Origin of the sequence: Burkholderia sp. B21-005, assembly GCF_020843965.1 — a bacterium.
Classification (GTDB): domain Bacteria; phylum Pseudomonadota; class Gammaproteobacteria; order Burkholderiales; family Burkholderiaceae; genus Burkholderia; species Burkholderia ambifaria.
This window is the reverse complement of record NZ_CP086301.1, coordinates 609,490-634,450: the sequence shown is the minus strand read 5'-3', so window position 1 is coordinate 634,450 and position 24,961 is coordinate 609,490. Positions and strand designations below refer to the sequence as shown.

The 24,961-nt window shown below is 67.8% G+C and carries 23 protein-coding genes and 1 other RNA gene; 14 read left to right on the top strand and 10 right to left on the bottom strand.

The window, feature by feature from the left end; translation table 11 throughout:
• Positions 1-68 precede the first annotated feature (68 nt).
• From LMA02_RS02995 to LMA02_RS02955, 9 genes are all read left to right on the top strand, one after another.
• Entirely contained in the window at positions 69-1,463 is a 1,395-nt protein-coding gene (locus LMA02_RS02995; protein ID WP_228906880.1) for an aminopeptidase P N-terminal domain-containing protein, read from the top strand.
• Positions 1,464-1,531: 68 nt separating this feature from the next.
• Complete coding sequence (locus LMA02_RS02990) at positions 1,532-2,710, top strand: UbiH/UbiF/VisC/COQ6 family ubiquinone biosynthesis hydroxylase (RefSeq protein ID WP_228906879.1); 1,179 nt, start codon at positions 1,532-1,534, stop codon at positions 2,708-2,710.
• Positions 2,711-2,856: 146 nt separating this feature from the next.
• Complete coding sequence (gene dusB / locus LMA02_RS02985; protein WP_006751898.1) at positions 2,857-3,924, top strand: tRNA dihydrouridine synthase DusB; 1,068 nt, start codon at positions 2,857-2,859, stop codon at positions 3,922-3,924.
• Positions 3,921-4,154 carry a Fis family transcriptional regulator gene (locus tag LMA02_RS02980; RefSeq protein ID WP_006476892.1) on the top strand — a complete coding sequence of 78 codons (234 nt, stop codon included), beginning with the start codon at positions 3,921-3,923 and terminating at the stop codon, positions 4,152-4,154. The genes dusB and LMA02_RS02980 overlap by 4 nt, the downstream gene beginning before the upstream one ends.
• Positions 4,155-4,199: 45 nt before the next feature.
• Positions 4,200-5,765: a bifunctional phosphoribosylaminoimidazolecarboxamide formyltransferase/IMP cyclohydrolase gene (gene purH, locus LMA02_RS02975; RefSeq protein ID WP_228906878.1), complete on the top strand. Its 1,566-nt coding sequence runs from the start codon at positions 4,200-4,202 to the stop codon at positions 5,763-5,765.
• 151 nt (positions 5,766-5,916) lie between these two features.
• Positions 5,917-6,468 (top strand): crossover junction endodeoxyribonuclease RuvC, encoded by a 552-nt coding sequence (gene ruvC, locus LMA02_RS02970; RefSeq protein WP_175665303.1) that lies wholly within the window; start codon positions 5,917-5,919, stop codon positions 6,466-6,468.
• A gap of 153 nt (positions 6,469-6,621) precedes the next feature.
• On the top strand, positions 6,622-7,203 hold the full coding sequence (ruvA, locus tag LMA02_RS02965) for a Holliday junction branch migration protein RuvA (protein ID WP_011655984.1): 582 nt from the start codon (positions 6,622-6,624) through the stop codon (positions 7,201-7,203).
• 120 nt (positions 7,204-7,323) lie between these two features.
• The gene (ruvB, locus tag LMA02_RS02960; RefSeq protein ID WP_166724764.1) at positions 7,324-8,391 is read left to right on the top strand and encodes a Holliday junction branch migration DNA helicase RuvB; all 1,068 of its coding nucleotides are present in this window, start codon (positions 7,324-7,326) and stop codon (positions 8,389-8,391) included.
• Positions 8,392-8,415: 24 nt separating this feature from the next.
• A complete protein-coding gene (locus LMA02_RS02955) occupies positions 8,416-9,360 on the top strand; it encodes an oxygenase MpaB family protein (RefSeq protein WP_228906877.1) in 945 nt (314 codons plus the stop codon).
• A gap of 132 nt (positions 9,361-9,492) precedes the next feature.
• Here LMA02_RS02955 and LMA02_RS02950 read toward each other — a convergent pair whose 3' ends face one another.
• From LMA02_RS02950 to tyrS, 3 genes are read right to left on the bottom strand one after another with little or no spacing between them, the layout of a single operon-like run.
• On the bottom strand, positions 9,493-10,152 hold the full coding sequence (locus LMA02_RS02950; protein WP_228906876.1) for a histidine phosphatase family protein: 660 nt from the start codon (positions 10,150-10,152) through the stop codon (positions 9,493-9,495).
• A 23-nt stretch (positions 10,153-10,175) separates the two neighbouring features.
• Positions 10,176-10,634: a D-aminoacyl-tRNA deacylase gene (gene dtd, locus LMA02_RS02945; protein WP_006751891.1), complete on the bottom strand. Its 459-nt coding sequence runs from the start codon at positions 10,632-10,634 to the stop codon at positions 10,176-10,178.
• On the bottom strand, positions 10,631-11,872 hold the full coding sequence (tyrS, locus tag LMA02_RS02940) for a tyrosine--tRNA ligase (protein WP_006759920.1): 1,242 nt from the start codon (positions 11,870-11,872) through the stop codon (positions 10,631-10,633). The genes dtd and tyrS overlap by 4 nt, the downstream gene beginning before the upstream one ends.
• A 142-nt stretch (positions 11,873-12,014) precedes the next feature.
• Here tyrS and LMA02_RS02935 point away from each other — a divergent pair, with 142 nt between their 5' ends.
• Positions 12,015-13,163 (top strand): anhydro-N-acetylmuramic acid kinase, encoded by a 1,149-nt coding sequence (locus LMA02_RS02935; protein ID WP_228906875.1) that lies wholly within the window; start codon positions 12,015-12,017, stop codon positions 13,161-13,163.
• A gap of 107 nt (positions 13,164-13,270) precedes the next feature.
• Here the strand turns inward: LMA02_RS02935 and erpA are convergent, their stop codons facing one another.
• The 4 genes from erpA to rplM are packed head-to-tail and all read right to left on the bottom strand — an operon-like array spanning position 13,271 to position 14,680.
• Positions 13,271-13,642, bottom strand: coding sequence for an iron-sulfur cluster insertion protein ErpA (gene erpA / locus LMA02_RS02930; RefSeq protein ID WP_006751888.1), 372 nt, complete (start codon positions 13,640-13,642; stop codon positions 13,271-13,273).
• Between the two features lie 19 nt (positions 13,643-13,661).
• A complete protein-coding gene (locus LMA02_RS02925; RefSeq protein ID WP_175670833.1) occupies positions 13,662-13,838 on the bottom strand; it encodes a hypothetical protein in 177 nt (58 codons plus the stop codon).
• 9 nt (positions 13,839-13,847) lie between these two features.
• A complete protein-coding gene (gene rpsI, locus LMA02_RS02920) occupies positions 13,848-14,240 on the bottom strand; it encodes a 30S ribosomal protein S9 (protein WP_228906874.1) in 393 nt (130 codons plus the stop codon).
• An 11-nt stretch (positions 14,241-14,251) separates the two neighbouring features.
• Complete coding sequence (rplM, locus tag LMA02_RS02915) at positions 14,252-14,680, bottom strand: 50S ribosomal protein L13 (RefSeq protein WP_009687896.1); 429 nt, start codon at positions 14,678-14,680, stop codon at positions 14,252-14,254.
• Between the two features lie 313 nt (positions 14,681-14,993).
• On the opposite strand from rplM, the gene LMA02_RS02910 reads away from it, so the two are divergent.
• Both LMA02_RS02910 and LMA02_RS02905 read left to right on the top strand, forming a co-directional pair.
• The gene (locus tag LMA02_RS02910) at positions 14,994-15,299 is read left to right on the top strand and encodes a DUF1090 family protein (RefSeq protein ID WP_228906873.1); all 306 of its coding nucleotides are present in this window, start codon (positions 14,994-14,996) and stop codon (positions 15,297-15,299) included.
• 436 nt (positions 15,300-15,735) lie between these two features.
• Positions 15,736-16,200, top strand: a complete 465-nt coding sequence (locus LMA02_RS02905) for an OsmC family protein (RefSeq protein ID WP_072465471.1) — start codon at positions 15,736-15,738, stop codon at positions 16,198-16,200.
• Positions 16,201-16,270: 70 nt separating this feature from the next.
• Here the strand turns inward: LMA02_RS02905 and rnpB are convergent.
• Both rnpB and pyrC read right to left on the bottom strand, forming a co-directional pair.
• An RNA gene (gene rnpB / locus LMA02_RS02900) (RNase P RNA component class A) lies at positions 16,271-16,682 on the bottom strand.
• A 65-nt stretch (positions 16,683-16,747) separates the two neighbouring features.
• Positions 16,748-17,812 carry a dihydroorotase gene (gene pyrC, locus LMA02_RS02895; protein ID WP_228906872.1) on the bottom strand — a complete coding sequence of 355 codons (1,065 nt, stop codon included), beginning with the start codon at positions 17,810-17,812 and terminating at the stop codon, positions 16,748-16,750.
• Positions 17,813-18,016: 204 nt separating this feature from the next.
• Here pyrC and LMA02_RS02890 point away from each other — a divergent pair, with 204 nt between their 5' ends.
• Positions 18,017-18,934: a class II glutamine amidotransferase gene (locus tag LMA02_RS02890; RefSeq protein ID WP_043173545.1), complete on the top strand. Its 918-nt coding sequence runs from the start codon at positions 18,017-18,019 to the stop codon at positions 18,932-18,934.
• A gap of 348 nt (positions 18,935-19,282) precedes the next feature.
• On the opposite strand, the gene LMA02_RS02885 is transcribed toward LMA02_RS02890, so the two are convergent.
• Positions 19,283-19,543 (bottom strand): hypothetical protein, encoded by a 261-nt coding sequence (locus LMA02_RS02885; RefSeq protein WP_228906871.1) that lies wholly within the window; start codon positions 19,541-19,543, stop codon positions 19,283-19,285.
• Positions 19,544-19,588: 45 nt separating this feature from the next.
• Between LMA02_RS02885 and LMA02_RS02880 the strand changes: the two genes are divergently transcribed.
• The gene (locus LMA02_RS02880) at positions 19,589-24,829 is read left to right on the top strand and encodes an autotransporter outer membrane beta-barrel domain-containing protein (RefSeq protein ID WP_228906870.1); all 5,241 of its coding nucleotides are present in this window, start codon (positions 19,589-19,591) and stop codon (positions 24,827-24,829) included.
• Positions 24,830-24,961 lie beyond the last annotated feature (132 nt).

Genomic DNA, 24,961 nt, shown 5'->3' with positions numbered 1-24,961 from the left:
GCCCCGTCCGGCGTGGCTTGCGGCCACCGCTCTCACGCGCGGCGTCCGGCGGCGCTACAATCGCACGAATGAATGCGCCCCTCGATACCGCCATCGCCGTCGACGTCTACCGCCAGCGCCGTGAACGCGTGCTTGCCGCACTGCGCGCCGCGGGCGGCGGCGTCGCCATCGTCCCCACCGCGCCGGAAATGCTGCGCAACCGCGATACGGCCTTTCCGTACCGGCATGACAGCTACTTCCATTACCTGACAGGCTTCACCGAGCCGGACGCCGTGCTCGTGCTGAACGCGGCCGGGCACGGCACGCCGGAATCGATCCTGTTCTGCCGCGCGAAGAATGCCGACCGCGAGATCTGGGAAGGTTTCCATTACGGGCCCGAGGCCGCGCGCGATGTATTCGGTTTCGACACGGCCTACGCGGTCGACGTGATCGACACCGAAATGCCGCGGCTGCTCGCCGATGCGGGCACCGTGCACTACCGGTTCGGCGCATCGGCCGAGTTCGGCCGCCAGCTCGCCGGCTGGATCGATGCGGTGCGCGCGCAGGCGCGCGCGGGTGTCGCCGCGCCGGACGCGATGCTCGACCTCACGCCGCTGCTCGACGACATGCGGCTCGTGAAGGACGAACACGAGCTCGCAATCATGATGCGCGCCGCGCACATCTCCGCGCTCGCGCATCGCCGCGCGATGCAGGCGTGCCGCCCGGGGATCCGCGAATACGAACTCGAGGCCGAGCTGCTCTATACGTTCCGCAAGCACGGCGCGCAGGCGCCCGCGTACGGCTCGATCGTCGCGGCCGGCGCGAATGCGTGCGTGCTGCACTACCCGGCCGGCAACGCGGCCGCGCAGGACGGCGACCTGATCCTGATCGATGCCGCGTGCGAACTCGACGGCTACGCGTCGGACATCACGCGCACGTTCCCGGCCAACGGGCGCTTCTCGCCCGCGCAGCGCACGCTGTACGACATCGTGCTCGCCGCGCAGCAGGCCGCGATCGACGCGACGCGCGCGGGCGTGCCGTTCGAGGCGCCGCACGACGCAGCCGTGCGCGTGCTCGCGCAGGGGCTGCTCGATACCGGCATCATCCCGAAGACACGCTTCTCGAGCGTCGACGACGTGATCGCCGAGCGCGCGTACGCACGCTTCTACATGCACCGCACCGGCCACTGGCTCGGCATGGACGTGCACGATTGCGGCGACTACCGCGAGCGGCTCGCCGAGCGCGGCGCCAACGGCGCGCTGCCGTGGCGCACGTTGAAACCCGGCATGACGCTCACCGTCGAGCCGGGCCTGTACGTGCGGGCAGCCGACGACGTGCCGTCCGAATACTGGAACATCGGCATCCGCATCGAAGACGACGCGATCGTGCACGAGCACGGTTGCGAGCTGATCACGCGCGGCGTGCCGGTGGCGGCCGCCGAGATCGAGGCGCTGATGCGCGCGGGCGCGGCGCACGCCGCCTGAGCGCGCCGCAGGCTGCCATCGATCTCTGCCGATCCGCCGTTGACCGTTACCCCGTTTCACGAACACTGATGACGACCGCTTCCTCCCCGGCCACGCCGGACTACGACCTTGCCATCGTCGGCGCGGGCCCCGTCGGGCTCGCGCTCGCCGGCTGGCTCGCACGACGCAGCGCGACGCAGCACGCGTCGATCGCGCTGATCGACGCGCGCGAGCCGGCCGCGAGCGCGAACGATCCGCGCGCGATCGCCGTGTCGCACGGCAGCCGCGTGCTGCTCGACACGCTCGCGTGGCCGGGCGACGCGACGCCGATCGAACACATCCACGTGTCGCAGCGCGGCCATTTCGGCCGCACGCTGATCGACCGGGACGAGCACGACCTCGCCGCGCTCGGCTACGTGGTGCGCTACGGCTCGATCGTGCAGGCGCTCGCGCAGGCGGTGCGCGGCACGCGCGTCGACTGGCTCACGTCGACCACCGCCCGCGCGCCGCAACAGGACGCCGACGGCGTCACGCTGACGCTCGACGGCCCGCAAGGCGAGCGCACGCTGTGCGCGCGCCTCGTCATCAACGCGGAAGGCGGGCTGTTCCACGAACAGCAGGCCGAGACCGGCAAGCATCGCCGGGACTACGGTCAGACCGCGATCGTCGGCACGGTCACGGTCTCGGCGCCGCGCCCGAACGTCGCGTGGGAACGCTTCACGCACGAAGGCCCGCTCGCGCTGCTGCCGCTTGGCGGCGCCGACTATTCGCTCGTGTGGTGCTGCATGCCCGACGAAGCAGCCCGCCGCGCCGCCCTCCCCGACGCCGAGTTCCTGCGCGAACTCGGCGCCGCGTTCGGCGAACGCATGGGTCAGTTCGTCGCGATCGCCGGGCGCGCATCGTTCCCGCTCGGGCTGAACGCGGCGCAGACGCTCGTCAACGGACGCATCGCGATCGTCGGCAATGCCGCGCAAACGCTGCATCCGGTCGCCGGCCAGGGCCTCAACCTCGGGCTGCGCGATGCGCACACGCTCGTCGACTCGCTGTCCACGCAAGGCTTCGACGCAACCGCGCTCGCGACCTTCAACGCGCGGCGCGCGCTCGACCGGCGCTTCACGATCGGCGCGACCGACACGCTCGCGCGCCTGTTCACGGTCGATGCCGGCCCCCTTCCGCTGCTGCGCGGCGCGGCGCTCACCGCGCTCGAATTCGTGCCGCCGCTCAAGAAGGCGATCGCGCGCCAGATGATGTTCGGCCAGCGCAACTGACGCGCGGCGCATCGCGCGTCAGTCGCGCGCAGCCGGATCACGCAAACCGGGTCAAATCGGCGGGCCATGGGAATACGGTAAAATGCGCGTTTTCCCTCCGCCTTTTTTGCCCGCGACGCCCGGCGCTCGCGGGCGGTGCTATTGCGATGCCCGTTATCGGCTCTCACGTTTTGCGTAACAACCTGTTCGTCGCGCCGATGGCCGGCGTGACGGATCGTCCGTTCCGCCAGCTGTGCAAGCGGCTGGGGGCCGGATACGCCGTGTCCGAGATGGTCGCGTCCAATGCGCAGCTGTGGAAAAGCGCGAAGACGATGCGGCGGGCGAACCACGAAGGCGAAGTCGAGCCGATCGCGGTGCAGATCGCCGGCGCCGATCCCGCGATGATGGCCGAAGCGGCCCGCTACAACGTCGACAACGGCGCGCAGATCATCGACATCAACATGGGCTGCCCGGCGAAGAAGGTCTGCAACGTCGCGGCCGGCTCCGCGCTGCTGCAAAACGAGCCGCTCGTGCAGCGGATCGTCGAGGCCGTGGTCGCGGCGGTCGGCACGGGGCCGGATGCGGTGCCCGTCACGCTGAAGATCCGCACCGGCTGGGATCGCGAGCACAAGAACGCGATCACGGTCGCGCGCCTCGCCGAAGCGGCCGGCATCTCGATGCTGACCGTGCACGGCCGCACGCGCGCCGACCTCTACCGCGGCGACGCGGAATACGACACCATCGCGGCCGTGAAGGCGGCCGTGCGCATCCCGGTCGTCGCGAACGGCGACATCACGTCGCCGGCGAAAGCGAAGGCCGTGCTCGACGCAACCGGCGCCGACGCGCTGATGATCGGTCGCGCCGCGCAAGGCCGGCCGTGGCTGTTCCGTGAAATCGATCATTTCCTGCAAACCGGCGAGCTGCTGCCCCCGCCGCGGATCGACGAGATCCAGCACGTGATGAACGAACACCTGGAAGACCACTACGCGTTCTACGGTGAATTCACCGGAGTCCGTACTGCGCGCAAGCACATCGGCTGGTACACTCGCGGCCTTTCCGGTGCCAACGGGTTCCGGCACAGGATGAACACGCTCGATTCCACCCGCGAGCAGCTCGCCGCCGTCAATGCATTCTTCGAGGCGCAAAAAGCGCTGTCGGACCACCTCGTCTACGTCGATGACGAAGAGGAAAACGGCCAGGGCGAGTCGGACGACCATAACCAGTTAGCAGCATGAGCAAGCACAACATCGAACAATGTGTCCGCGAGAGCCTGGACGTGTATTTCCGGGATCTAGACGGCTCCAATCCGCACGACGTCTATGAAATGGTGATGTCCTGCGTCGAAAAGCCGATGCTCGAGGTCGTGCTCGTACAGGCCGGCGGCAACCAGTCGCTCGCCGCGGAGTACCTCGGCATCAATCGCAATACGCTGCGCAAGAAGCTGCAGCAGCACGGCCTGCTGTAGGCCGGCCGTCCCGTCCCCGTTTCCCTGGCTATTGGTGGTTCCATCATGATCAAGCAAGCGCTCATTTCCGTTTCCGACAAGACCGGCATCGTCGACTTCGCGAAGTCGCTGTCCGACCTCGGCGTCAAGCTGCTGTCGACCGGCGGCACCGCGAAACTCCTCGCCGACGCGGGCCTGCCCGTTACCGAAGTGGCTGATTACACGGGCTTTCCGGAAATGCTCGATGGGCGCGTGAAAACGCTCCACCCGAAGGTGCACGGCGGCATCCTCGCCCGCCGCGACCTGCCCGAGCACATGCAGGCGCTGGAGCAGCACGGCATCCCGACGATCGACCTGCTGGTCGTGAACCTGTATCCGTTCGTCGCGACGATCGCGAAGGACGACTGCACGCTCGCCGACGCGATCGAGAACATCGACATCGGCGGCCCGACGATGCTGCGCTCGGCCGCGAAGAACCACCGCGACGTGACGGTCGTCGTCGATCCGGCCGACTATGCGGTCGTGCTCGACGAAATGAAGGCGAACGGCAACGCGATCGGCTACGCGACCAACTTCCGCCTCGCGACGAAGGTGTTCGCGCACACCGCGCAGTACGACGGCGCGATCACGAACTACCTGACGAGCCTGACCGACGAGCTGCAGCACGCGTCGCGCAGCGCGTACCCGGCGACGCTGAACATGGCGTTCGACAAGGTGCAGGACCTGCGCTACGGCGAGAACCCGCACCAGAGCGCCGCGTTCTACCGCGACCTCGCGGCGCCGGCCGGCGCACTGGCGAACTACCGCCAGCTGCAGGGCAAGGAGCTGTCGTACAACAACATCGCGGATTCGGACGCGGCGTGGGAATGCGTGAAGACGTTCGACGTGCCGGCCTGCGTGATCATCAAGCATGCGAACCCGTGCGGCGTCGCGGTCGGCAACGACTCGGCCGACGCGTACGCGAAGGCATTCCAGACCGACCCGACGTCGGCGTTCGGCGGCATCATCGCGTTCAACCGCGAAGTCGACGAGGCGGCCGCGCAGGCGGTGGCGAAGCAGTTCGTCGAAGTGCTGATCGCGCCGTCGTTCTCGGACGCCGCGAAGCAGGTGTTCGCCGCGAAGCAGAACGTGCGTCTGCTCGAGATCGCGTTGGGCGACGGTCATAACGCATTCGACCTGAAGCGCGTGGGCGGCGGGCTGCTCGTGCAGTCGCTCGATTCGAAGAACGTGCAGCCGAGCGAGTTGCGCGTCGTCACGAAGCGCCAGCCGAGCGCGAAGGAAATGAACGACCTGCTGTTCGCATGGCGCGTCGCGAAATACGTGAAGTCGAACGCGATCGTGTTCTGCGGCAACGGCATGACGCTCGGCGTCGGCGCAGGCCAGATGAGCCGCGTCGATTCCGCGCGCATCGCGAGCATCAAGGCGCAGAACGCAGGCCTGACGCTGGCCGGCTCGGCCGTCGCGTCGGATGCGTTCTTCCCGTTCCGCGACGGTCTCGACGTCGTCGTGGCGGCAGGCGCGACCTGCGTGATCCAGCCGGGCGGCTCGATGCGCGACGACGAAGTGATCGCGGCAGCCGACGAGCACGGCATCGCGATGATCCTGACGGGCGTGCGTCACTTCCGTCACTGATCGCATGCGGCCCGCATGGCCGCCGCACGCAAACCCGGCGGCATCGCACCCGCCGGGTTTTTTATTGCGCGCCGCCGGCGCACGCGACAGTGCGGCCGGCGCCGCGCACCATTCGTTGTAGTATCGCTGCATCAGGTCTTTCTCCTCACTCATGCGAATTCTCGGCATCGACCCCGGCCTGCGCGTCACCGGCTTCGGCGTCATCGACGTCAGCGGCCACCGGCTCGCCTATGTCGCAAGCGGCGTGATCCGCACACCGACGGCCGACCTGGCCACGCGGCTCGGCACGATCTTCCAGGGCGTATCGACGCTCGTGCGCGAACACGCGCCCGACCAGGCCGCGATCGAACAGGTGTTCGTCAACGTGAACCCGCAATCGACGCTGCTGCTCGGCCAGGCGCGCGGCGCCGCGATCTGCGGACTCGTCTCCGGCGGCCTGCCGGTCGCCGAATACACCGCGCTGCAACTGAAGCAGGCCGTCGTCGGCTACGGGCGCGCGACCAAGTCGCAGATGCAGGAGATGGTCACGCGGCTGCTCAACCTCACCGGCCAGCCCGGCAGCGACGCGGCCGACGCGCTCGGAATGGCGATCTGCCATGCGCACAGCGGCAGTACGCTCGGCGCGATCGGCGCGATCGGCGGCCTCGCGCCGGCGCTCGCGAAAAAGGGGCTGCGCGTGCGGCGCGGACGGCTCGTCGGCTGACGCGACGGCACGCAATCGCCCAATCACCCAATGCGGCGCGCAGCCACGCGCGTCGCGCACGCGTGGTGCATCGCCCCGACCTGACGGCCAACCCATCGGCATCGCGCCGCACCTGCGCTACACTCGCGCTTTCCTCCTCGCATCCCGCCATCCATGATCGGTCGCATCGCCGGCATCCTGCTCGAAAAGAACCCGCCTCACCTGCTCGTCGACTGCAACGGCGTCGGCTATGAAATCGACGTGCCGATGAGCACCTTCTACAACCTGCCGCAAACGGGCGAGCGCGTCGTGCTGCTCACGCAGCAGATCGTGCGCGAGGACGCGCACCTGCTGTACGGCTTCCTGACGCCGCAGGAGCGCACGACCTTCCGCGAATTGCTGAAGATCACCGGCATCGGCGCGCGCATGGCGCTCGCCGTGCTCTCGGGCATGAGCGTGCAGGAGCTCGCGCAGGCGGTGACGATGCAGGACGCCGCGCGCCTCACGCGCCTGCCCGGCATCGGCAAGAAGACCGCCGAGCGCCTGCTGCTCGAGCTGAAGGGTAAGCTCGGCGCGGACCTCGGTGCGCTCGCCGGCGCCGCATCGCAGTCCGATCACGCGGCCGACATCCTCAACGCGCTCGTCGCGCTCGGCTATTCCGAAAAGGAAGGCCTCGCCGCGATCAAGAACGTGCCGGCCGGCACCGGCGTGTCCGAGGGCATCAAGCTCGCGCTCAAGGCCCTGTCGAAGGTGTAACGGCGGCCCGGGCAGGCGCCCGACCCGGCTGTCGGAGCCAGTGTCGCGCCGCCGTGCGGCGCGCGCCAGTCGGCCGTTCGGCCAGTTCGGCCGCGTGACGGTGCGCGGTACAATGGCCGCATGATTGAAACCGACAAACTCGCCGCCGAGCGGATCATCGCCGCCACGCCATCCTCGTCGCACGAGGAGGTGTTCGAACGCGCGCTGCGGCCGCGCCAGCTCGACGACTACGTCGGCCAGGAAAAGGTGCGCGGCCAGCTCGAGATCTTCATCGAGGCCGCGAAGCGCCGCTCCGAGCCGCTCGACCACGTGCTGCTGTTCGGGCCGCCGGGTCTCGGCAAGACCACCCTCGCGCACATCATCGCGCGCGAGATGGGCGTGAACCTGCGCCAGACGTCGGGCCCCGTGCTCGAGCGCGCGGGCGACCTCGCCGCGCTGCTGACCAACCTCGAAGCGAACGACGTGCTGTTCATCGACGAAATCCACCGGCTGTCGCCGGTCGTCGAGGAAATCCTGTATCCGGCGCTGGAGGACTACCAGATCGACATCATGATCGGCGAAGGGCCGGCCGCGCGCAGCGTGAAGCTCGACCTGCAGCCGTTCACGCTGGTCGGCGCGACCACGCGCGCGGGGATGCTGACCAACCCGTTGCGCGATCGCTTCGGGATCGTCGCGCGCCTCGAGTTCTACGATGCCGACCAACTGGCGCGCATCGTGCGGCGCTCGGCGTCGCTGCTGAACGCGCACATCGATCCGAACGGCGCGCTGGAGATCGCGAAGCGCTCGCGCGGCACGCCGCGGATCGCGAACCGGCTGCTGCGCCGCGTGCGCGACTTTGCGGAAGTGAAAGCTGACGGCCAGATCACCGCGGCCGTCGCCGACGCCGCGCTCGCGATGCTCGACGTCGACCCGGTCGGCTTCGACCTGATGGACCGCAAGCTGCTCGAGGCGATCCTGTACAAGTTCGACGGCGGCCCGGTCGGCATCGACAACCTCGCGGCGGCGATCGGCGAGGAACGCGACACGATCGAGGACGTGCTCGAGCCGTACCTGATCCAGCAGGGCTTCCTGCAGCGCACGCCGCGCGGGCGCGTCGCGACGCTGCTCACGTATCGCCATTTCGGACTCTCCGCGCCCGATGCCGGCAACGCCGAACGCGGGATGTGGGACACCCCCGCCGGAAAGTAGCCCACCGCCAGCGCCAAGCCAGCCATGACCACGCCGCCCAGCCCTCACCCCGCACCCAGCCCACGCTGGGCCGAGCCGATCCGCAAGCGGCTCGTGGCCGGCGTCACGCACCTGACGGCAGGCGGCGGCGGTCCGTCGCTCGATCTCTCGTCGCCGCCCGGGGACCCTGGGCTGTTCGGCCCCGACGCCATCTGCTGGCGCGTGCATGCCGATTTCACGTCGATGATGACGGGCGGCATCGCCGCGCTGCTGCTGCAGGCGCTTCACCCGCTCGCGCTTGCGGGCGTCTGGGATCACTCGTCGTTTCGCACCGACATCCTCGGCCGCTTGCGGCGCACCGCCACGTTCATCACGGGCACGACGTTCGGCAGCCGCGCGGACGCACTCGCGCTGATCGAGCGCGTGAAAGCGATCCACGCGCGCATATCGGGTAGCGCGCCCGACGGCCGGCCGTACCGGGCCGACGATCCCGCGTTGCTGACCTGGGTGCATGTCGCGGAAGTATCGAGCTTCCTCGCCGCGCATCTGCGCTATGTGAATCCGTCTCTGCCGGGCGAGTTGCAGGACGGCTACTACGCTGAAACGGCATTGATCGCCGAGCTGCTCGGCGCCCGCGACGTTCCCCGTTCACGGGTCGAGGTGGCGGCCTATCTCGCGCGCATGCAGCCCGAACTCGCGGCCGGGCCGCGCACCTTCGAAGTGATGGACATCCTGCTGAATGTGCCGGTCGCGACGCCCGCGCTGCGGCCGGCCGCATCACTGATCATGCATGCGGGAATCGACCTGCTGCCGCCGTGGGCGCAGCGCATGCTCGGTGTATCGACATTCGCACCGCTACGACGTGCGGTGGTCCGGCCCGGGGTCCGGGCGGTCGCCCCGGTGCTGCGCTGGGCGCTCGTCAACGGCGCATCGAAACGCGCACGCCGCCGCGCTGCCGCGCCTCCGCCCGACGGCAACCCGCCCGCCTGACGATCCTTCAGATCATTTCAATTTGCTGTCAAATACGGGTGACAAGCCGACGAGCTTGCCTCCACGCACGCTCGGACGAAGCGACCGTGGCCGGTTACGCCGGGCCGAGCCGGGCCGGGCCGATACGATCGGTCAGAGTACCTTCCGATACCCGTCGTCGCTCGCGGCGTCCAGATGCGACACGTCGGCCCATTGCACGACCTGCGCGCGGCCATCGACGTAATCGACGACGTTGATGCTCGTGTTGAGCAGTTGATAGCTGCGCGGTGCCGACAGCTCAAGACCGTTTGCAAAGCGGTACACACAGTCGAGTACGCCGCCGTGCGCGACGCAGGCGATCCGGCCGCCCGGATGCGCCGCGACGATCGGCTCGAGCGCATGCAGCACACGGTGATAGAACTCGCGCTGCGACTCGCCGCCGTCAGGCGCGAAGCCCGGGTCGCGGGTCTGCCATGCGGCGTAGGCGTCCGGAAACAGCATCTCGATCTCGGTGCTGTCATGCCCCTGGAACACGCCGTACGCGCGTTCGCGCAGCCCTTCGCGCAACTGCAGCGGCAGCCCGAGCGCATCGGCAAAGGGTTGCGCGGTCTGCTGCGCGCGCATCAGGTCGCTCGAATAGATCGCGTCGATCCGCTGCCCTTCGCGCGCTTCCCGCGCGAGCCGGACGCCCAACCGCTGCGCCTGCGCGAGCCCCGTTTCGGCCAGCGGAATGTCGATATGGCCCTGGATGCGCTTGATGCGGTTCCAGGCCGTTTCGCCATGGCGAATGAACAGAATCTGCGTGGTGGCCATCGCGGCGCGTCTCCGGGAAAGTGTCAGGGCCGCACTTGCAGCCAGAACGTCACGGGGCCGTCGTTGACGAGCGACACCTGCATATCGGCGCCGAACTCACCCGTCTCGACGACCGGATGGCGCTCGCGCGCGGCCGCGACGAAATAGTCGAACAGGCGCGCGCCTTCGTCGGGCGGCGCAGCCGGCGTGAAGCTCGGCCGCAGCCCGCTGTTGGTATCGGCCGCGAGCGTGAACTGCGACACGAGCAGCAGGCCGCCTGCGCCGCCGGCGCCGTCGATGTTTGACACCGGCAGGTTCATCTTGCCGGCCGCGTCGCTGAACACGCGATAGCCGAGCAGCTTCGCGAGGAGCTTGTCGGCCGCGGCCTCGGTGTCGCCGCGCTCCGCGCAGACGAGCGCGAGCAGGCCCGCGCCGATCTCGCCCGTCGTGCGGTCGCCGACGCGCACGTCGGCACGCTTCACGCGCTGGATCAGCGCGATCATGCGCTCAGCGTGACGCGCGCGAAGCGGCGCTTGCCGACCTGGACGACGAACTCGCCGGCCTCGACCTTCAGGCCCTTGTCGGACACGGTCGCACCGTCGATCTTCACGCCGCCCTGCTCGATGTTGCGCAGCGCTTCGCTCGTCGACGGCACGAGGCCGGCCTGCTTCAGCAACTGGCCGATCGCGAGCGGTGCGCCCGCGAGCGTGACCGACGGGATGTCGTCCGGCACGCCGCCCTTCGCACGGTGATTGAAGTCCTCGAGCGCACGCTCGGCGTCGGCCTGCGAGTGGAAGCGCGCGACGATTTCCTGCGCGAGCAGCACCTTGAAGTCGCGCGGGTTGCGGCCGCCTTCGGCGTCGCGCTTGAAGCCGGCGATCTCGTCGAGGCTGCGGAACGACAGCAGTTCGAAGTAACGCCACATCAGCGTGTCCGAGATGCTCATCAGCTTGCCGAACATGTCGGTCGGCTTCTCGCTGATACCGACGTAGTTGCCCTTCGACTTCGACATCTTCTCGACGCCGTCGAGGCCTTCGAGCAGCGGCATCGTCAGGATGCACTGCTGTTCCTGGCCGTACTGCTTCTGCAGTTCGCGGCCGACCAGCAGGTTGAACTTCTGGTCGGTGCCGCCGAGCTCGAGATCGGCGTTCAGCGCGACCGAGTCATAGCCCTGCATCAGCGGGTACAGGAATTCGTGGATCGAGATCGGCACGCCGCCCTGGAAGCGCTTCGTGAAGTCCTCGCGCTCGAGGATCCGCGCGACCGTGTAGCGCGACGCGAGCTTGATCATCCCGTCCGCGCCGAGCGGCATCGACCATTCGCTGTTGTAGCGGATCTCGGTTTTTTCGCGGTCGAGTACGAGCGCGGCCTGTTCGAAGTAGGTCTTCGCGTTCGATTCGATCTGTTCGCGCGTGAGCGGCGGACGCGTCGCGTTGCGGCCCGACGGATCGCCGATCAGCGACGTGAAATCGCCGATCAGGAAGATCACGGTATGACCGAGATCCTGCAGCTGACGCATCTTGTTCAGCACGACCGTATGGCCGATGTGGATGTCGGGCGCGGTCGGGTCGAGGCCGAGCTTGATGCGCAGCGGCGTGCCGGTGGCCGCGCTGCGCGCGAGCTTCTGCGCGAACTCTTCCTCGATCAGCAGTTCGTCGACGCCGCGCTTCGTGACGGCGAGCGCGTGGCGGACTTCGTCGGTGATCGGGAAAACAGGCTTGGAACTGGGTTCGGTGCTCATCGGTGCCGGGAAGAATGTCGCAAAGACAGGGATTTTCCCATAACTTGCACGTGCATCGCTTAACGATGCGCCAGGTTGCGCGGATAATCGGGCGCAAGGCGCGTGGCACCGGCCCGCGCCGCTCGATCCAGGAGAACCCAACGTGCCGCAACGACATCCGCAACCCGCCCATCCGGCCGACGGCATCTACTTCGGGCTGATGTCGGGAACCAGCATGGACGGCGTCGACGGCGTCGCCGTGCGTTTCGAGACCGGCAAGGCGCCGGTCGTGCTCGCGGAAGCGTTCGTCGGCTTCGCGCAATCGCTGCGCGACGCGCTGTTCGCGCTGCAGCAGCCGGGTGACGACGAAATCGACCGGGAATCGCTCGCGGCGAATGCGCTCGTCGCGCGCTACGCGGTGTGCTGCCATGAATTGCAGCGCACCGCGGGGCTGTCGCGCGACGAGATTCACGCGATCGGCGTGCACGGTCAGACGGTGCGTCATCGCCCCGAGCGCGGTTATACGCGGCAGCTCAACAACCCGGCGCTGCTCGCCGAGCTGACCCAGGTGGACGTGATCGCCGATTTCCGCAGCCGCGATGTGGCCGCCGGCGGCCACGGCGCGCCGCTCGCGCCGGCGTTCCATGCGACGGTGTTCGGCGCACCCGGCGAGACGCGTGTCGTCTGCAATCTCGGCGGGATCAGCAACATCACGATCCTGCCCGGCGAAGGCGGCGACGTGCGCGGCTTCGACTGCGGCCCCGCGAATGCGCTGCTCGACGAATGGGCGACCCGCCATCTCGGCAAGCCGTACGACGACGGCGGCAAGTTCGCCGCGCGCGGCACCGTGCACGCGCCGCTGCTCGATGCACTGCTCGACGAGCCGTATTTCGCCGCGCCGCCGCCGAAAAGCACCGGCCGCGACCTGTTCAATCCCGCCTGGCTCGACGCGAAGCTCGCCGCGTTCGCGCAGGTCGCGCCGCAGGACGTGCAGGCGACCCTCACGGCGCTCACTGCGGTGTCGGTCGCACGCGAGATCGCAACGCACGCATCGAGCTGCAAGGCCCTCTTCGTATGCGGCGGCGGCGCACGCAACCCGGTGCTGCTCGACGCGCTCAGACACGCGCTGCGCGAGGCCGGCGTGCCGGCCTCGGTCGATACGACCGCGGCGCTCGGCGTGCCGCCGCAACAGGTCGAGGCGCTCGCCTTCGCGTGGCTCGCGTACCGCTTCACCGCACGCCAGCCCGGCAATCTTGCGACGGTTACCGGCGCGGCCGGCAACCGTGTGCTCGGCGCGCTTTATCCGCGCTGACGCGATGCCCGCCGCGCGGCGGCCGCTGCATGGCAGACGGGAATAAAAAAACGGGGCATGAAGCCCCGTTTTTCATATCGGCGAACCGGCGCAGATCTGCCGGATGCTCAGACCGAGAACGACGAGCCGCACCCGCAGGTGGTCGTTGCGTTCGGGTTCTTGATCACGAACTGGGCGCCGTTGAGGTCGTCCTTATAGTCGATCTCGGCGCCGACCAGGTACTGGTAGCTCATCGAGTCGATCAGGAGCTGGACGCCGTTCTTGTTCATCACGGTGTCGTCCTCGTTGACTTCCTCGTCGAACGTGAAGCCATACTGGAAGCCCGAGCAGCCGCCGCCCTGCACGAACACGCGCAGCTTCAGGTCGGGATTGCCCTCTTCGTCGATCAGTTGCTTGACCTTGTCGGCCGCGGCGTCGGTGAAGACGAACGGTACCGGCATTTCGGCCGTCGTTGCTGCGGATTCGGTAACAGCGTTCATACGAACTCTCCAAAAAGCTTTAGCCGCTATTGTAGGGCCGATCAGAAGATCGTGCTGATGTCCATGAAATCAATAGGTTCTTGTTGATTTCAATGCGCCCGGCCACGCGGGTGGCCGTCGCGCGGGCATAAAAAAACCGCCAGCGCGAAAGCTGGCGGTTTTTTCGGCGGACGCCGCCCGAAAGCGGCGCGGCCATGAAGCGGAATTAACGCTTCGAGAACTGCTTTGCGCGACGTGCCTTGCGCAGACCAACCTTCTTACGCTCGACTTCACGTGCATCGCGCGTGACGAAGCCTGCGGTCGACAGCGACGACTTCAGCGTTGCATCGTAGTCGATCAGTGCACGGGTGATGCCGTGGCGCACTGCGCCTGCCTGACCCGTTTCACCGCCGCCCGTCACGTTCACCTTGATGTCGAACGTCTGGCCGTGGTTCGTGAGTTCCAGCGGTTGACGCACGATCATCAGCGACGTTTCGCGCGAGAAGTAGTCAGCGATGGGCTTGCCATTGACGATGATGTCGCCCTTGCCAGCCTTGATGAAGACACGTGCGACTGCGCTCTTGCGGCGGCCCGTACCGTAGTTCCAGTTACCGATCATGTGGGCTCCCCTTAGATCTCGAGCGCCTTCGGCTGTTGCGCCGAATGCGGATGCGTGGCTTCAGCGTAGACCTTCAGCTTCTTGATCATAGCGTAGCCGAGCGGGCCCTTCGGCAGCATGCCCTTGACCGCTTTCTCGAGCGCGCGGCCCGGGAAGCGTTCTTGCATCTTGCCGAACGTCGTTTCATAGATACCGCCCGGGTAGCCCGAGTGACGGTAGTACTTCTTGTCCAGAGTCTTGTTGCCCGTGACCTTCAACTTGCTAGCGTTGATGATGATGATGAAATCACCAGTGTCGACGTGCGGGGTGAACTCAGGCTTGTGCTTGCCGCGCAGACGGCGTGCCACTTCGCTGGCAACACGGCCGAGAACCTTATCCGTCGCGTCAATCACGTACCATTCGCGCGTCACCTCATGGGCTTTTGCGGAAAACGTCTTCATGATCGATCCAAAAAAAATGCTTTGCCCGATGTGTTCTTCCTGCTTGTCTGTGTGCGCTTCGAGGCGCGGTGCAGGCTCTCCCTGTTTCTTTTTCCGTGGGCATGAATGCGGAAAAGCCCTGAATTATAAAGGAAATACGGCAACGCGGTCAAAGGGAATCCACGTCCCGCGCCGGCGGCGCCCGAAATGGGCCAGAATCCGGTCGCGCCCCAACACACCAGGCGAACCGAGCGCCTGGGGAGGCACCCATCGAAGCGCGGCACCAGACCTTGCCGCGCCAGACCGGCCGACAACGGAAAAACAACAAACAAGCATGATGAAACAACGACTTACGCCCTTTCTCGCGGCCGCATTGCTGGCCGCCGCCGCGCCCGCCGTCGCCGACCGGGCCGACTGCGAGGCCAAGCTCGACGCACTCGACACCCGCATCGCGGAGGCCCGCGGCGCCCATGCCGAAGATCGCATCGCCCGCCTGCGCGCGGTACGCGCACGCGTGCGCCACTTCTGCGCGCGCGGTCACGGCCACGCCTCGGCCACACCCGCGCCGGCGCCTGCCGCCCGTTCCGCGGATACGGCGCCCGGCGCGGCGTCGCGCCCGGCCGCACGGCAGCCCGCGTAATCACCACCAGTAACGGGAGCCGGAGCGCGCAAACTGCGCGCCGCTGATTGCATGGGACGAAAAAAAGCCCGAACGGTTGGTTCGGGCTTAATCCACCTCAGGAGGAGTGTGGAGGAGACATGCGGAGATTGTCGCACCGCGACAACCAATGAGGCTCATTATACGAATGCGGCGTCGACTTCACAAGAAAATTCGCATTAAGAAATCTAAAACCACAATGTGGGATATGCACTATCTTGCGATGCCAACCGAGTTTTTCTCTTTAAAATCAATGGATTGGTTGGCGAGCACAGGATCGGAAGCCCGCCGCACCTAGAGTAAAACCCCTAAAGACCTCAGGGAAATCGGCGTGCGGCGCCTCGCAGGGCATCGCACGCGCTGGCGCGCCGGTTCGCGTCGTGCAGCGCATCAGCCGAGCGTTGCCCAGCGGGCTACAATGCCGGATCGAATCCGAATCAGGCAACGCTGGAGTGCAAGCATGGAATGCAAAGTAAGCTGGATGGGTCAGGACGGCATGGCGTTTTCCGCCCAAACCGGAAGCGGGCATCTCGTCGCGATGGACGGCGCGCCGGAAGGCGGCGGCCATAACCTCGCGCCGCGCCCGATGGAAATGGTGCTGGTCGGCACCGGCGGCTGCACCGCGTACGACGTCGTGCTGATCCTGAAGAAGAGCCGCCAGGAAGTCACCGGCTGCTCGGTCACGCTGAAGGCCGAGCGCGCGAGCGAAGATCCGAAGGTGTTCACGAAGGTCCACTTCCACTTCACCGTCACGGGCCGCAACCTGAACCCGGCCACGGTCGAGCGCGCGATCAACCTGTCGCATGACAAGTACTGCTCCGCGTCGATCATGATCGCGAAGACGGCCGAACTCACGCATTCGTTCGACATCGTCGCGGACTGAACGCACGGCAGCCACGCATGAAAAAAAGGGCCGGCGCTCCTGGTGGAGCGCCGGCCCTTTCGCATTCGAACGGCAAAGCAGGCCGATAAGCCGGATTCTGTGCACGCTGCACGCCGAAGCGCACAGCGCGTGGCAGCCATTCCTCTAGGCGCGCCATTGCTGACGCGCTCAAGCTTCCTACCCGCAGACGAGACGGGGGCCCCATCCTGCATCCGAAAATGCGCGCCTGCCTACTTGGAATTGCTCCGGGTGGAGGTTACCGTGCCGGCGAACGTCGCCGTCGCCGCGGTGCGCTCTTACCGCACCGTTTCACCCTTACCTGATCCCGGCTTGCGCCGGGCCATCGGCGGTTTGCTTTCTGTTGCCCTGTTCCGCGTGTCGCCACGGATGGCCGTTAGCCATCACCCTGCCCTGTGGAGTCCGGACTTTCCTCGCCCCCGCCTGCCCGAAGGCGGCGAGGCCGCGACTGCCTAGCCTGCTTTGCGACGCGCATTCTAGCACTGCGCGCCGCCGGCCGTCTGGCCGGCGTCACGCGGCGGCGCGTCGGTCACGCGAACTTCCAGCCGATCGCTTCGCCGGCGCGCAGCGGCACGACCGGTGTATCGCCCGCGAAAACCTCGCGCGGCAATTCCCAGGTCTCGCGACGCAGCGTGATGGTTTCGGTGCTGTGCGGCAGCCCGTAGAAATCCGCGCCGAAGCGGCTCGCGAAATTTTCCAGCTTGTCGAGCGCGCCGGCCTGGTCGAACGCTTCCGCATACAGCTCGAGCGCGTGCAGCGCCGTGTAGCAGCCCGCGCAGCCGCACGCGGTTTCCTTCGCGCCGCGTGCGTGCGGCGCGCTGTCGGTACCGAGGAAGAAGCGCGGGTTGCCCGACGTCGCGGCCTCGACGAGCGCGACGCGATGGGTTTCGCGCTTCAGCACCGGCAGGCAGTAGTAATGCGGGCGAATCCCGCCGACGAACAGCGCGTTGCGGCTGTACAGCAAGTGCTGCGGGGTGATCGTCGCGCCGAGCAGGCCCGGCGCCGCGTCGGCGTCGCGCACGTAGTCGGCCGCGTCCTTCGTCGTGATGTGTTCGAACACGACCTTCAGGCCCGGGAAATCGCGGCGCAGCGGCGTCATCACGCGATCGATGAACACCTTCTCGCGATCGAACATGTCGACCGACGGATCGGTCACCTCGCCGTGCACGAGCAGCGGCATGCCGGTTTCCTGCATGACCTCGAGCGCCTTCGCGCACTTCGCGAGATCGCTGACGCCGTGGTCCGAGTTCGTCGTCGCGCCGGCCGGGTACAGCTTCACGCCGTGCACGAAGCCGCTGTCGCGCGCGCGGCGGATTTCGTCGGGCGCCGTGTTGTCGGTCAGGTACAGCGTCATCAGCGGCTCGAACGTCATCCCGGCCGGCAGCGCGGCCAGGATCCGCTCGCGATAGGCCTGCGCGTGCGCGGTGGTCGTGACGGGCGGCTTCAGGTTCGGCATGACGATCGCGCGGGCGAACTGGCGCGCGGTATGCGGCAGCACCGCGGCCAGCATCTCGCCGTCGCGCAGGTGCAGGTGCAGGTCGTCGGGACGGGCGAGCGTGAGCGTCGCCGGAGAGGAAGCGTTCGAGGCAGTCATAGGAGGCGTCGTGAGGAACGGGCTGGCCATCTGCGGGGCCGGAACGCGCGTGCGCGGGCCGACTGACGGCAAACCGCAACACGAGGCCTTCGGCCGGCGGAATCCGCTTTTTACCGCTCAAGGCTCGGTGATATGCTAGAAACCACATTGTACCGGGGTTCCCCCGGTTGGTTACCCTGCTTCCGCCCCCCGCCCCCAAGTAAAATGTGCCAACTCCTAGGAATGAACTGCGCCGCGCCGACGGACGTCACATTCTCCTTCACAGGTTTCGCGGCCCGGGGCGGCCTCACCGATCACCATGCCGACGGCTGGGGAATCGCGTTCTTCGAGGACAAGGCCTGTCGCCTCTTCATCGACCAGCAGGCCTCGGCCACGTCGCCGCTCGCCGAAATGGTGAAGCGCTACCCGATCAAGTCCAAGAACACGATCGCGCACATCCGCAAGGCCACGCAGGGTCACATCCTGCTCGAGAACAGCCACCCGTTCATGCGCGAGCTGTGGGGGCGGCACTGGATCTTCGCGCATAACGGCGATCTGCAGGACTACGAACCCGACCTCGACGGCAGCGTCTACCATCCGGTCGGCACGACCGACAGCGAGAAGGCGTTCTGCGTGCTGATGCAGGGGCTGCGCGAAGCGTTCCCTGGCGCGCAACCGCCGCTGCCGGAGCTGTTCGAGCGCGTCGGCGAGCTGACGCGCGGCATTACCGATCACGGCGTGTTCAACTTCCTGATGTCGAACGGCCAGGCGCTCTTCGCGCACTGCTCGACGCGGCTGCACTACCTCGTGCGGCGCTGGCCGTTCTCGACCGCGCACCTGGTCGACGAAGACCTGTCGATCGACTTCGCGAAATACACGACGCCCGAGGATCGCGTCGCGGTGATCGCCACGCAGCCGCTGACCGACAACGAAATCTGGACCTCGTTCGAACCGGGCGAGCTGATCATGTTCCAGTGCGGCGACGTCGCCGCCCGGATGCAGATTCCGGTGCCCGAGCGCGTGCTCGAGAAGCTGCGCAACCCGGCGCTCGACGCATCGGCGTCGGCACCGTGCGGTGGTGTGATTCGTGAGGCGCTGGCAGCCGGCGCCGCGGACGACGGCGACGACCCGATCGATTTCTGAGCCGCGCGCTCTCGCGCACCTGCTTCCATTGCCGTCGCCACGCGACAGCGTGATCGCCGGTCACGCCGGTCTGGCATGCCCGATTATCCGCGCCGGCATCCGGGCCGTCCGCCCTCACGGAAAATCGCGCCGCTTTTCACCCACGCTCTGGTTTTCGTTTCATCCGAACCACAATTCCGCGTATCGAACCGGCCTCGCGCAACATTCACTTGATTTTATTAATGTCCAAGCGAAAATAATACATGCGCAAAACAAGTAAATAGCCGGAATCACAATAACATAATCCGGAAACCACATTTTATCGCGGCAATTTTCCGCGAACAGTGCGCCAGACCACCCATACACGACTTAACAACCTACCCTCCAAAAATCCACAAAACCCTTGTCCCACAAGGATTTCAGTTCGATTAACCACACAATCAAAAAATACCGACTGAAATCGGCATTATCGCCACATTCGTCATTTTTTTGACAATCGACCGCCAACTCCATTAGTAGACTCGCCTCATCCCCGGTGTAACGGATCACGATTGGCGCGACATCCGCAATGCGGCAACGGCCGCCGCACGCCCATTCGAGCCATTTTCCCGCCGTGGAATGCGCTTTCACCGCATCGCGGTGGACACCACTTCAAAAAAGAGAGAGGGGCTTGTCGTGAATCACTCATTTCGATCGATATGGAGCGAAGCCGCCGGCTGCTGGGTGGCGGTCGCGGAAACGGCCCGGGCGCGCGGCAAGCGTTCGGGCGGCAAATCGGGCGCAAGCTGCCGTGCCGGCCGCATGGCGGCCCGCAGCTCGCCGCTGCGTGTCGCCGCGCTCGGCGCCGCGCTGGCCGCGCTGTCGGCCGGCTCCGCGTACGCATCGACGTGCGGCGACGGCTCCGCGGTCGCAAGCGGCGGCGCTTGCGCGCTCGGCAGCTACAGCCCGACCGTGAACGACAACCTGGCCGGCGCCACGACCGTGTCGGGCGGCGACACGGTCGGCGTGACGGGTGCATGGACGGGCGCCGCCGCCGACCCCGGCTATACGCTCACGCCGATCGGCAATACGTCGATCGTGTCGGGCAACCCGAACCAGCCGCTGCTGTCGCTCGGCGGCAAGACGCAGAGTGTCAGCACGCCCGACTCGATCACGGGCACCCATGCATCGATCGCCACGTACGACTCGTCCGCGTTTGCCGCGTCGACGGCGGGCTCGACCAACGTGCCCGTCTACCAGGACGTGAACGGCAACCAGTACGTGAACCTTCGGCTCGGCACCGTCGACAACACCGGCGGCACGCTGAACGTGTCGATCGGCAATCCGGCGAACGCGCCCGCCGCGGCCGGCAACGCGATCTCGATCGCGCCGAAGCAGACCGACCTGACCTTCGCGGACGGCACCGGCTCGGCAAAGAGCGTCGTCAACTGGAATTCGCGCAACCAGATCTGGCTCGGCACCGGCGACTATCTCGCGAGCGGCGGCGCCGTCGGCCAGGTCCAGCTCGACGTGCCGACCTATGCGGGCACCTTCACCGCGTTCGACGGCAGCACGTGGACCGTGAGCGACGCCGCGTCGCTCGCCGCGTACAACGACTTCCTCGCGCGCTCCGTGCGCAGCGGCGCGCTCGGCTCGCAAGCGGCGTACGACACCGCGTTCGGCCAGGCCGTCACCTTCACGCAGGAAACCTTCCAGTACGCGAACAACGTGTCGGCCGGCGACAAGAACACGCTGCCGATCGACCATCTGTCGGTGATGCACGGCACGGGCGCGAACGCGACGCTGCAGATCGGCAAGGACGGCCAGATCGACTTCCGCGGCACCAACACGATCGAATCGAGTTCGGCCGTCCTCGCGGAAAACGGCGCGCACTTCGTCAACGACGGCCGCCTGTCCGGCGACTTCACGCTGGTGCGCCTGCTCAGCGGCGCGAGCGGCGTCAACAACGGCGTGATCTCTTCCGGCTATGCGTCCGGCGACAACGTCGACACGAGCAGCAGCACGCCGCCCGACAACTTCGGATTCCACGCGTACACCGAGGGCAACGGTGTGTACGCAAGCGGCACGGGCACGACGTTCGTGAACAACGGCGTGATGAACGTCGGCGCCTGGACGCTCGACGGCAACCGCCCCGACCTGCAGAACTACGCGGTGGCCGTGACGGGCGGCGCGAACGCGTCCAACGCCGGCACGATCAACGTCGGCGTCAACGCGACGACGCTCGACAGCCAGGTGATCGGCGGCTTCGCGGCCGGCGGCACCTTCACCAACGAGGCCGGCGGCACGATCCAGCTCGGCCGCGCGGCCCAGTACGCGCCCGGGGCAGCGGCGAACGACGTCGCGCTGTCCGCGCGCGCGTACGGGATCCTGCTCGGCGCCTCGGGCACGGCCAGCAACCTCGGCTCGATCGTGATCGGCTCGCAGACGCAGAACGGTGCGGGGATGGCGAGCCTCGGCTCGTCGTCCGGCACGCTGCGCAACGCGGGCTCGATCGTCGTGAACGGCGCGGCGCCCGGCACGCCGCTCGCGAACGTCGGCATGCTCGCGGCCAACACGGCCGCGACCGTCACCAACACGGGCACGATCACGCTGAACGGCGTGAACGGAATCGGCATCATGGTGGTCGGCACCGGCTCGACCGCGACGGCCGCGACGTCGACCGGCACGATCAACGTGGCCGGCGGGCTCGACCCGGCATCGGACACGCGCAACTACGGCGTGTGGGCCGAAGGGTCGCGCGCGAAGGCCACGGTCGACGGCGCGCTCAACCTGACGGGCAACGGCGCGATCGGCGTCCATGCGCGCTCGGGCGCGACCATCGACGTCGGCGCGAACGCGGTGCCCGACTTCATGTCGGGCACGAACCAGATCGGCTTCTATGCGTATGGCGCGGGCTCGAGGATCAACGTCGCCGCGCAGCACCTGAGCGTCGATACCGACGATTCGACACTGTTCCGGATCGCGGGCGGCGCGGCCTATACGGGCGCGTCGGCCGCCGGCACGCTGACGACGGACGTGACCGGCCAGGGTGCGCGCGGCGTGCTCGCGACCGGCGCCGGCACGACGCTGTCGACCGGCAACGCCACCTACAACGTCAACGGCACGAACGGCATCGCGGTGGCGGTCGAAGGTGGTGCGCAAGGCTCGATCGACGCCGGCGCGACGATCAACCTGAATGCGGCCGGCGCGATGGCGGGTGTCGTCGACGGCCAGGCGCACGACCTCGCCGGCGCGAATGCCGGCGCGCCGGTCGCGACGACGCTGGCCAACGCTGCCGCGGTCACCTCGTCGAGCGCGGGCGTGACGGGTTTCGTCGCGCGTAACCTCGGCACGCTCGAGAACCGCGGCTCGGTGCTGCTGACCGGTGCCGGCTCGACGGGCGTCGTGATCGGCCCGCTCGGCACGGTGAACAACGCGTCGGCGATCCGCGTGTCGAACGGCACCGGTGCGCTCGTGCAGGGTGCGTCGGCGACGCTCGCCAACGCGGGCACGATCGAGGCCGACGACGGCGTTGCGGGCGTGCACCTGACCGGCACGGGCGCCTCGGTCGCGCTGTCGGGCGCGGGCACGGTCGTCGCCAACGGCAGCGCCGACGGCGTGCTGGTCGATTCGAGCGTCGCGGACGGCGGGATCGCGGCCGACGCGACGTCGATCGCGGTGGGCGGCGCCGGCAAGGGCATCGACAACCTCGGCACGAACACGACGATCGCGCTGTCGGGCACGCAGATCGGCACGACCGGCAACGGCGCCGACGGGCTGTCGTCGACAGGCGCCGGCGCCCGCATTGCGACCGATGCGGCGACCGTCGTGCACACCGCCGGCGACAACGCACGCGGCCTCGTGGTGGCGGGCGCGGATTCGACGCTCGCGGCCAACGGCACGACGGTCGCGACGACGGGCGCCGGCGCGCACGCGATCGTCGCGGGCAGCGGCGCGAGCGCGTGGCTGTCGGGCGCGAAGGTCTCCACGGCGGGTGCGGCAGCCGACGGCCTCGTCGCGCAGAACGGCGGCCGCATCGGCGACACGGGTTCGTCGATCGCGAGCGCGGCCGGCAGCGGCGCGAACGTCGACAGCGGCGGCGTGCTCGCGCTGACCGGCACGACGCTCAAGGGCGCGACCGCCGGCGTGCTGAGCACCGACACGCTCGCGACCGGCGCGACGAGCGCGGTGCTGGTCGACGGCGGCAGCGTCGCGTCCGTCGCCGGGCCGGCGTTCGCTGCACGCGGCGGTACGGTCGACATCGCGGTGCGCAACGGCACCGTCGTGACGGCCGGCAACGGCACGCTGCTGGACCTCGCGAACGGCAGCACCGCGACCTTCAACGCATCGGCGGTCAACCTGAGCGGCGACATCCTCTCCGACGCGTCGAGCACCGGCAACGTGCTCCTGGCGAACGGCACGACGCTCACCGGCAAGATCGACCCGGTCGCGCTGACCGTCGACGGCACGAGCACGTGGCGCATGACCGGCAGCTCCGCGCTGAGCAGCCTGAACAATGCGGGCCTCGTCGCATTCGCTGCACCGTCCGGCGCGCCGACGGCGGCAGGCAGCTACCGGACGCTGACGACCGGCAGCTACGTCGGCTACGGCGGCACCCTCGCGCTGAACACCTACCTCGGCGCGGATGCGTCGCCGACCGACCGGCTGATCGTGAACGGCGGCACCGCGAGCGGCACGACGGGGCTGAAGATCGCGAACACGGCCGGCACCGGCGCGCAGACGACCGGCGACGGGATTCCGGTGGTCGTCACGGCCAACGGCGGCACGACTGCCGCGTCGGCGTTCCATCTCGCGGGGCCGGTGCAGGCCGGCGCATACGAATACCGGCTCTATCGCGGCGGACAGAGCGACGCGAACGGCTGGTACCTGCGCTCGCAACTCGACCCGACGGATCCTGACGATTCGATTCATCCGTCCGGCAACGCCAATGGCAACGGAGGCAATCTCGCGTATCGCCCGGGCGTCGCGGGCTATGCGATGACGCCGCTGCTGAACGCCGACTACGGCTTCTCGACGCTCGGCAAGCTGCACGAGCGGGTCGGCGATATCTACAACCTCGAGAAGCAGGCGCCGGGCAACCGCGACGGCGTGTGGGGCCGCATCGGCGGACAGAGCCTCGACGCGAACGCAGGCCGCTTCGCGGCCGACGAGCGCACGTTCTTCGCGCAGTTCGGCAAGGACTGGACGCTCGACCAGGCCGCGGCCGGCGGCAGCACGCACGCGGGCGTGACGGCGAGCATCGGTGTCGCGAACGCGAGCTTCGACGACATGGCGCGTGCCGATACGCCGGGCCTGTCGACGTCGACGGGCTCGGTCGAGATGCACGCGCAGAGCGTCGGCGGCTACTGGACGCGCTACCTCGCCGACGGCACCTACTTCGACAGCGTCGGCCAGATCACGCACTACGGCAACCGCTATCGCGACAGCTACGGCAACGAGGCGTCGCAGAACGGCTTCGGCATCGCGCTGTCGCAGGAAGTCGGCAAGCCGTTCGGGATCAGCGGCACGCCGATCGCGGTCGAGCCGCAGGCGCAGCTGATGTATCAGTATCTGAAACTGAAGGGGTTCAACGACAACGTGTCGGCCGTATCGGGCACGACGACCCACGCGTTACGCGGGCGCGTCGGCGTGCGGATCTTCCGGCCGAACCTCGACGCGAACGCGGGCGGCGGCGCCGCGACGCCGTACTTCACGGCCGACGTGCTGCACGACTTCCTGTCGCCGGGCCAGACGGTCGTCGGCGGCACGCCGTTCGCGACGCACCTCGGCCGCACCTGGTACGAGCTGGGCCTGGGCGTGACCGCGGGCTTCGGCAAGTCGGGCGAGCTGTACGCGAACGTGAAATATGCGCGCAACCTCGGTGGCGATTACCGGCGCGGCGTCACCGGGCAGGTCGGTTACCGCTACAGCTGGTAACGCGCGACGCGAACCCGTCCGGCGGCCGCGGGCGACGGGCGACGGGCGACGGGCGGCCGGCGAAAAAAAAACCGCCCGGCGTTCGGCCGGGCGGTTTCCGCATTCGCGCACACGAAGCGCGCGATGCACGAA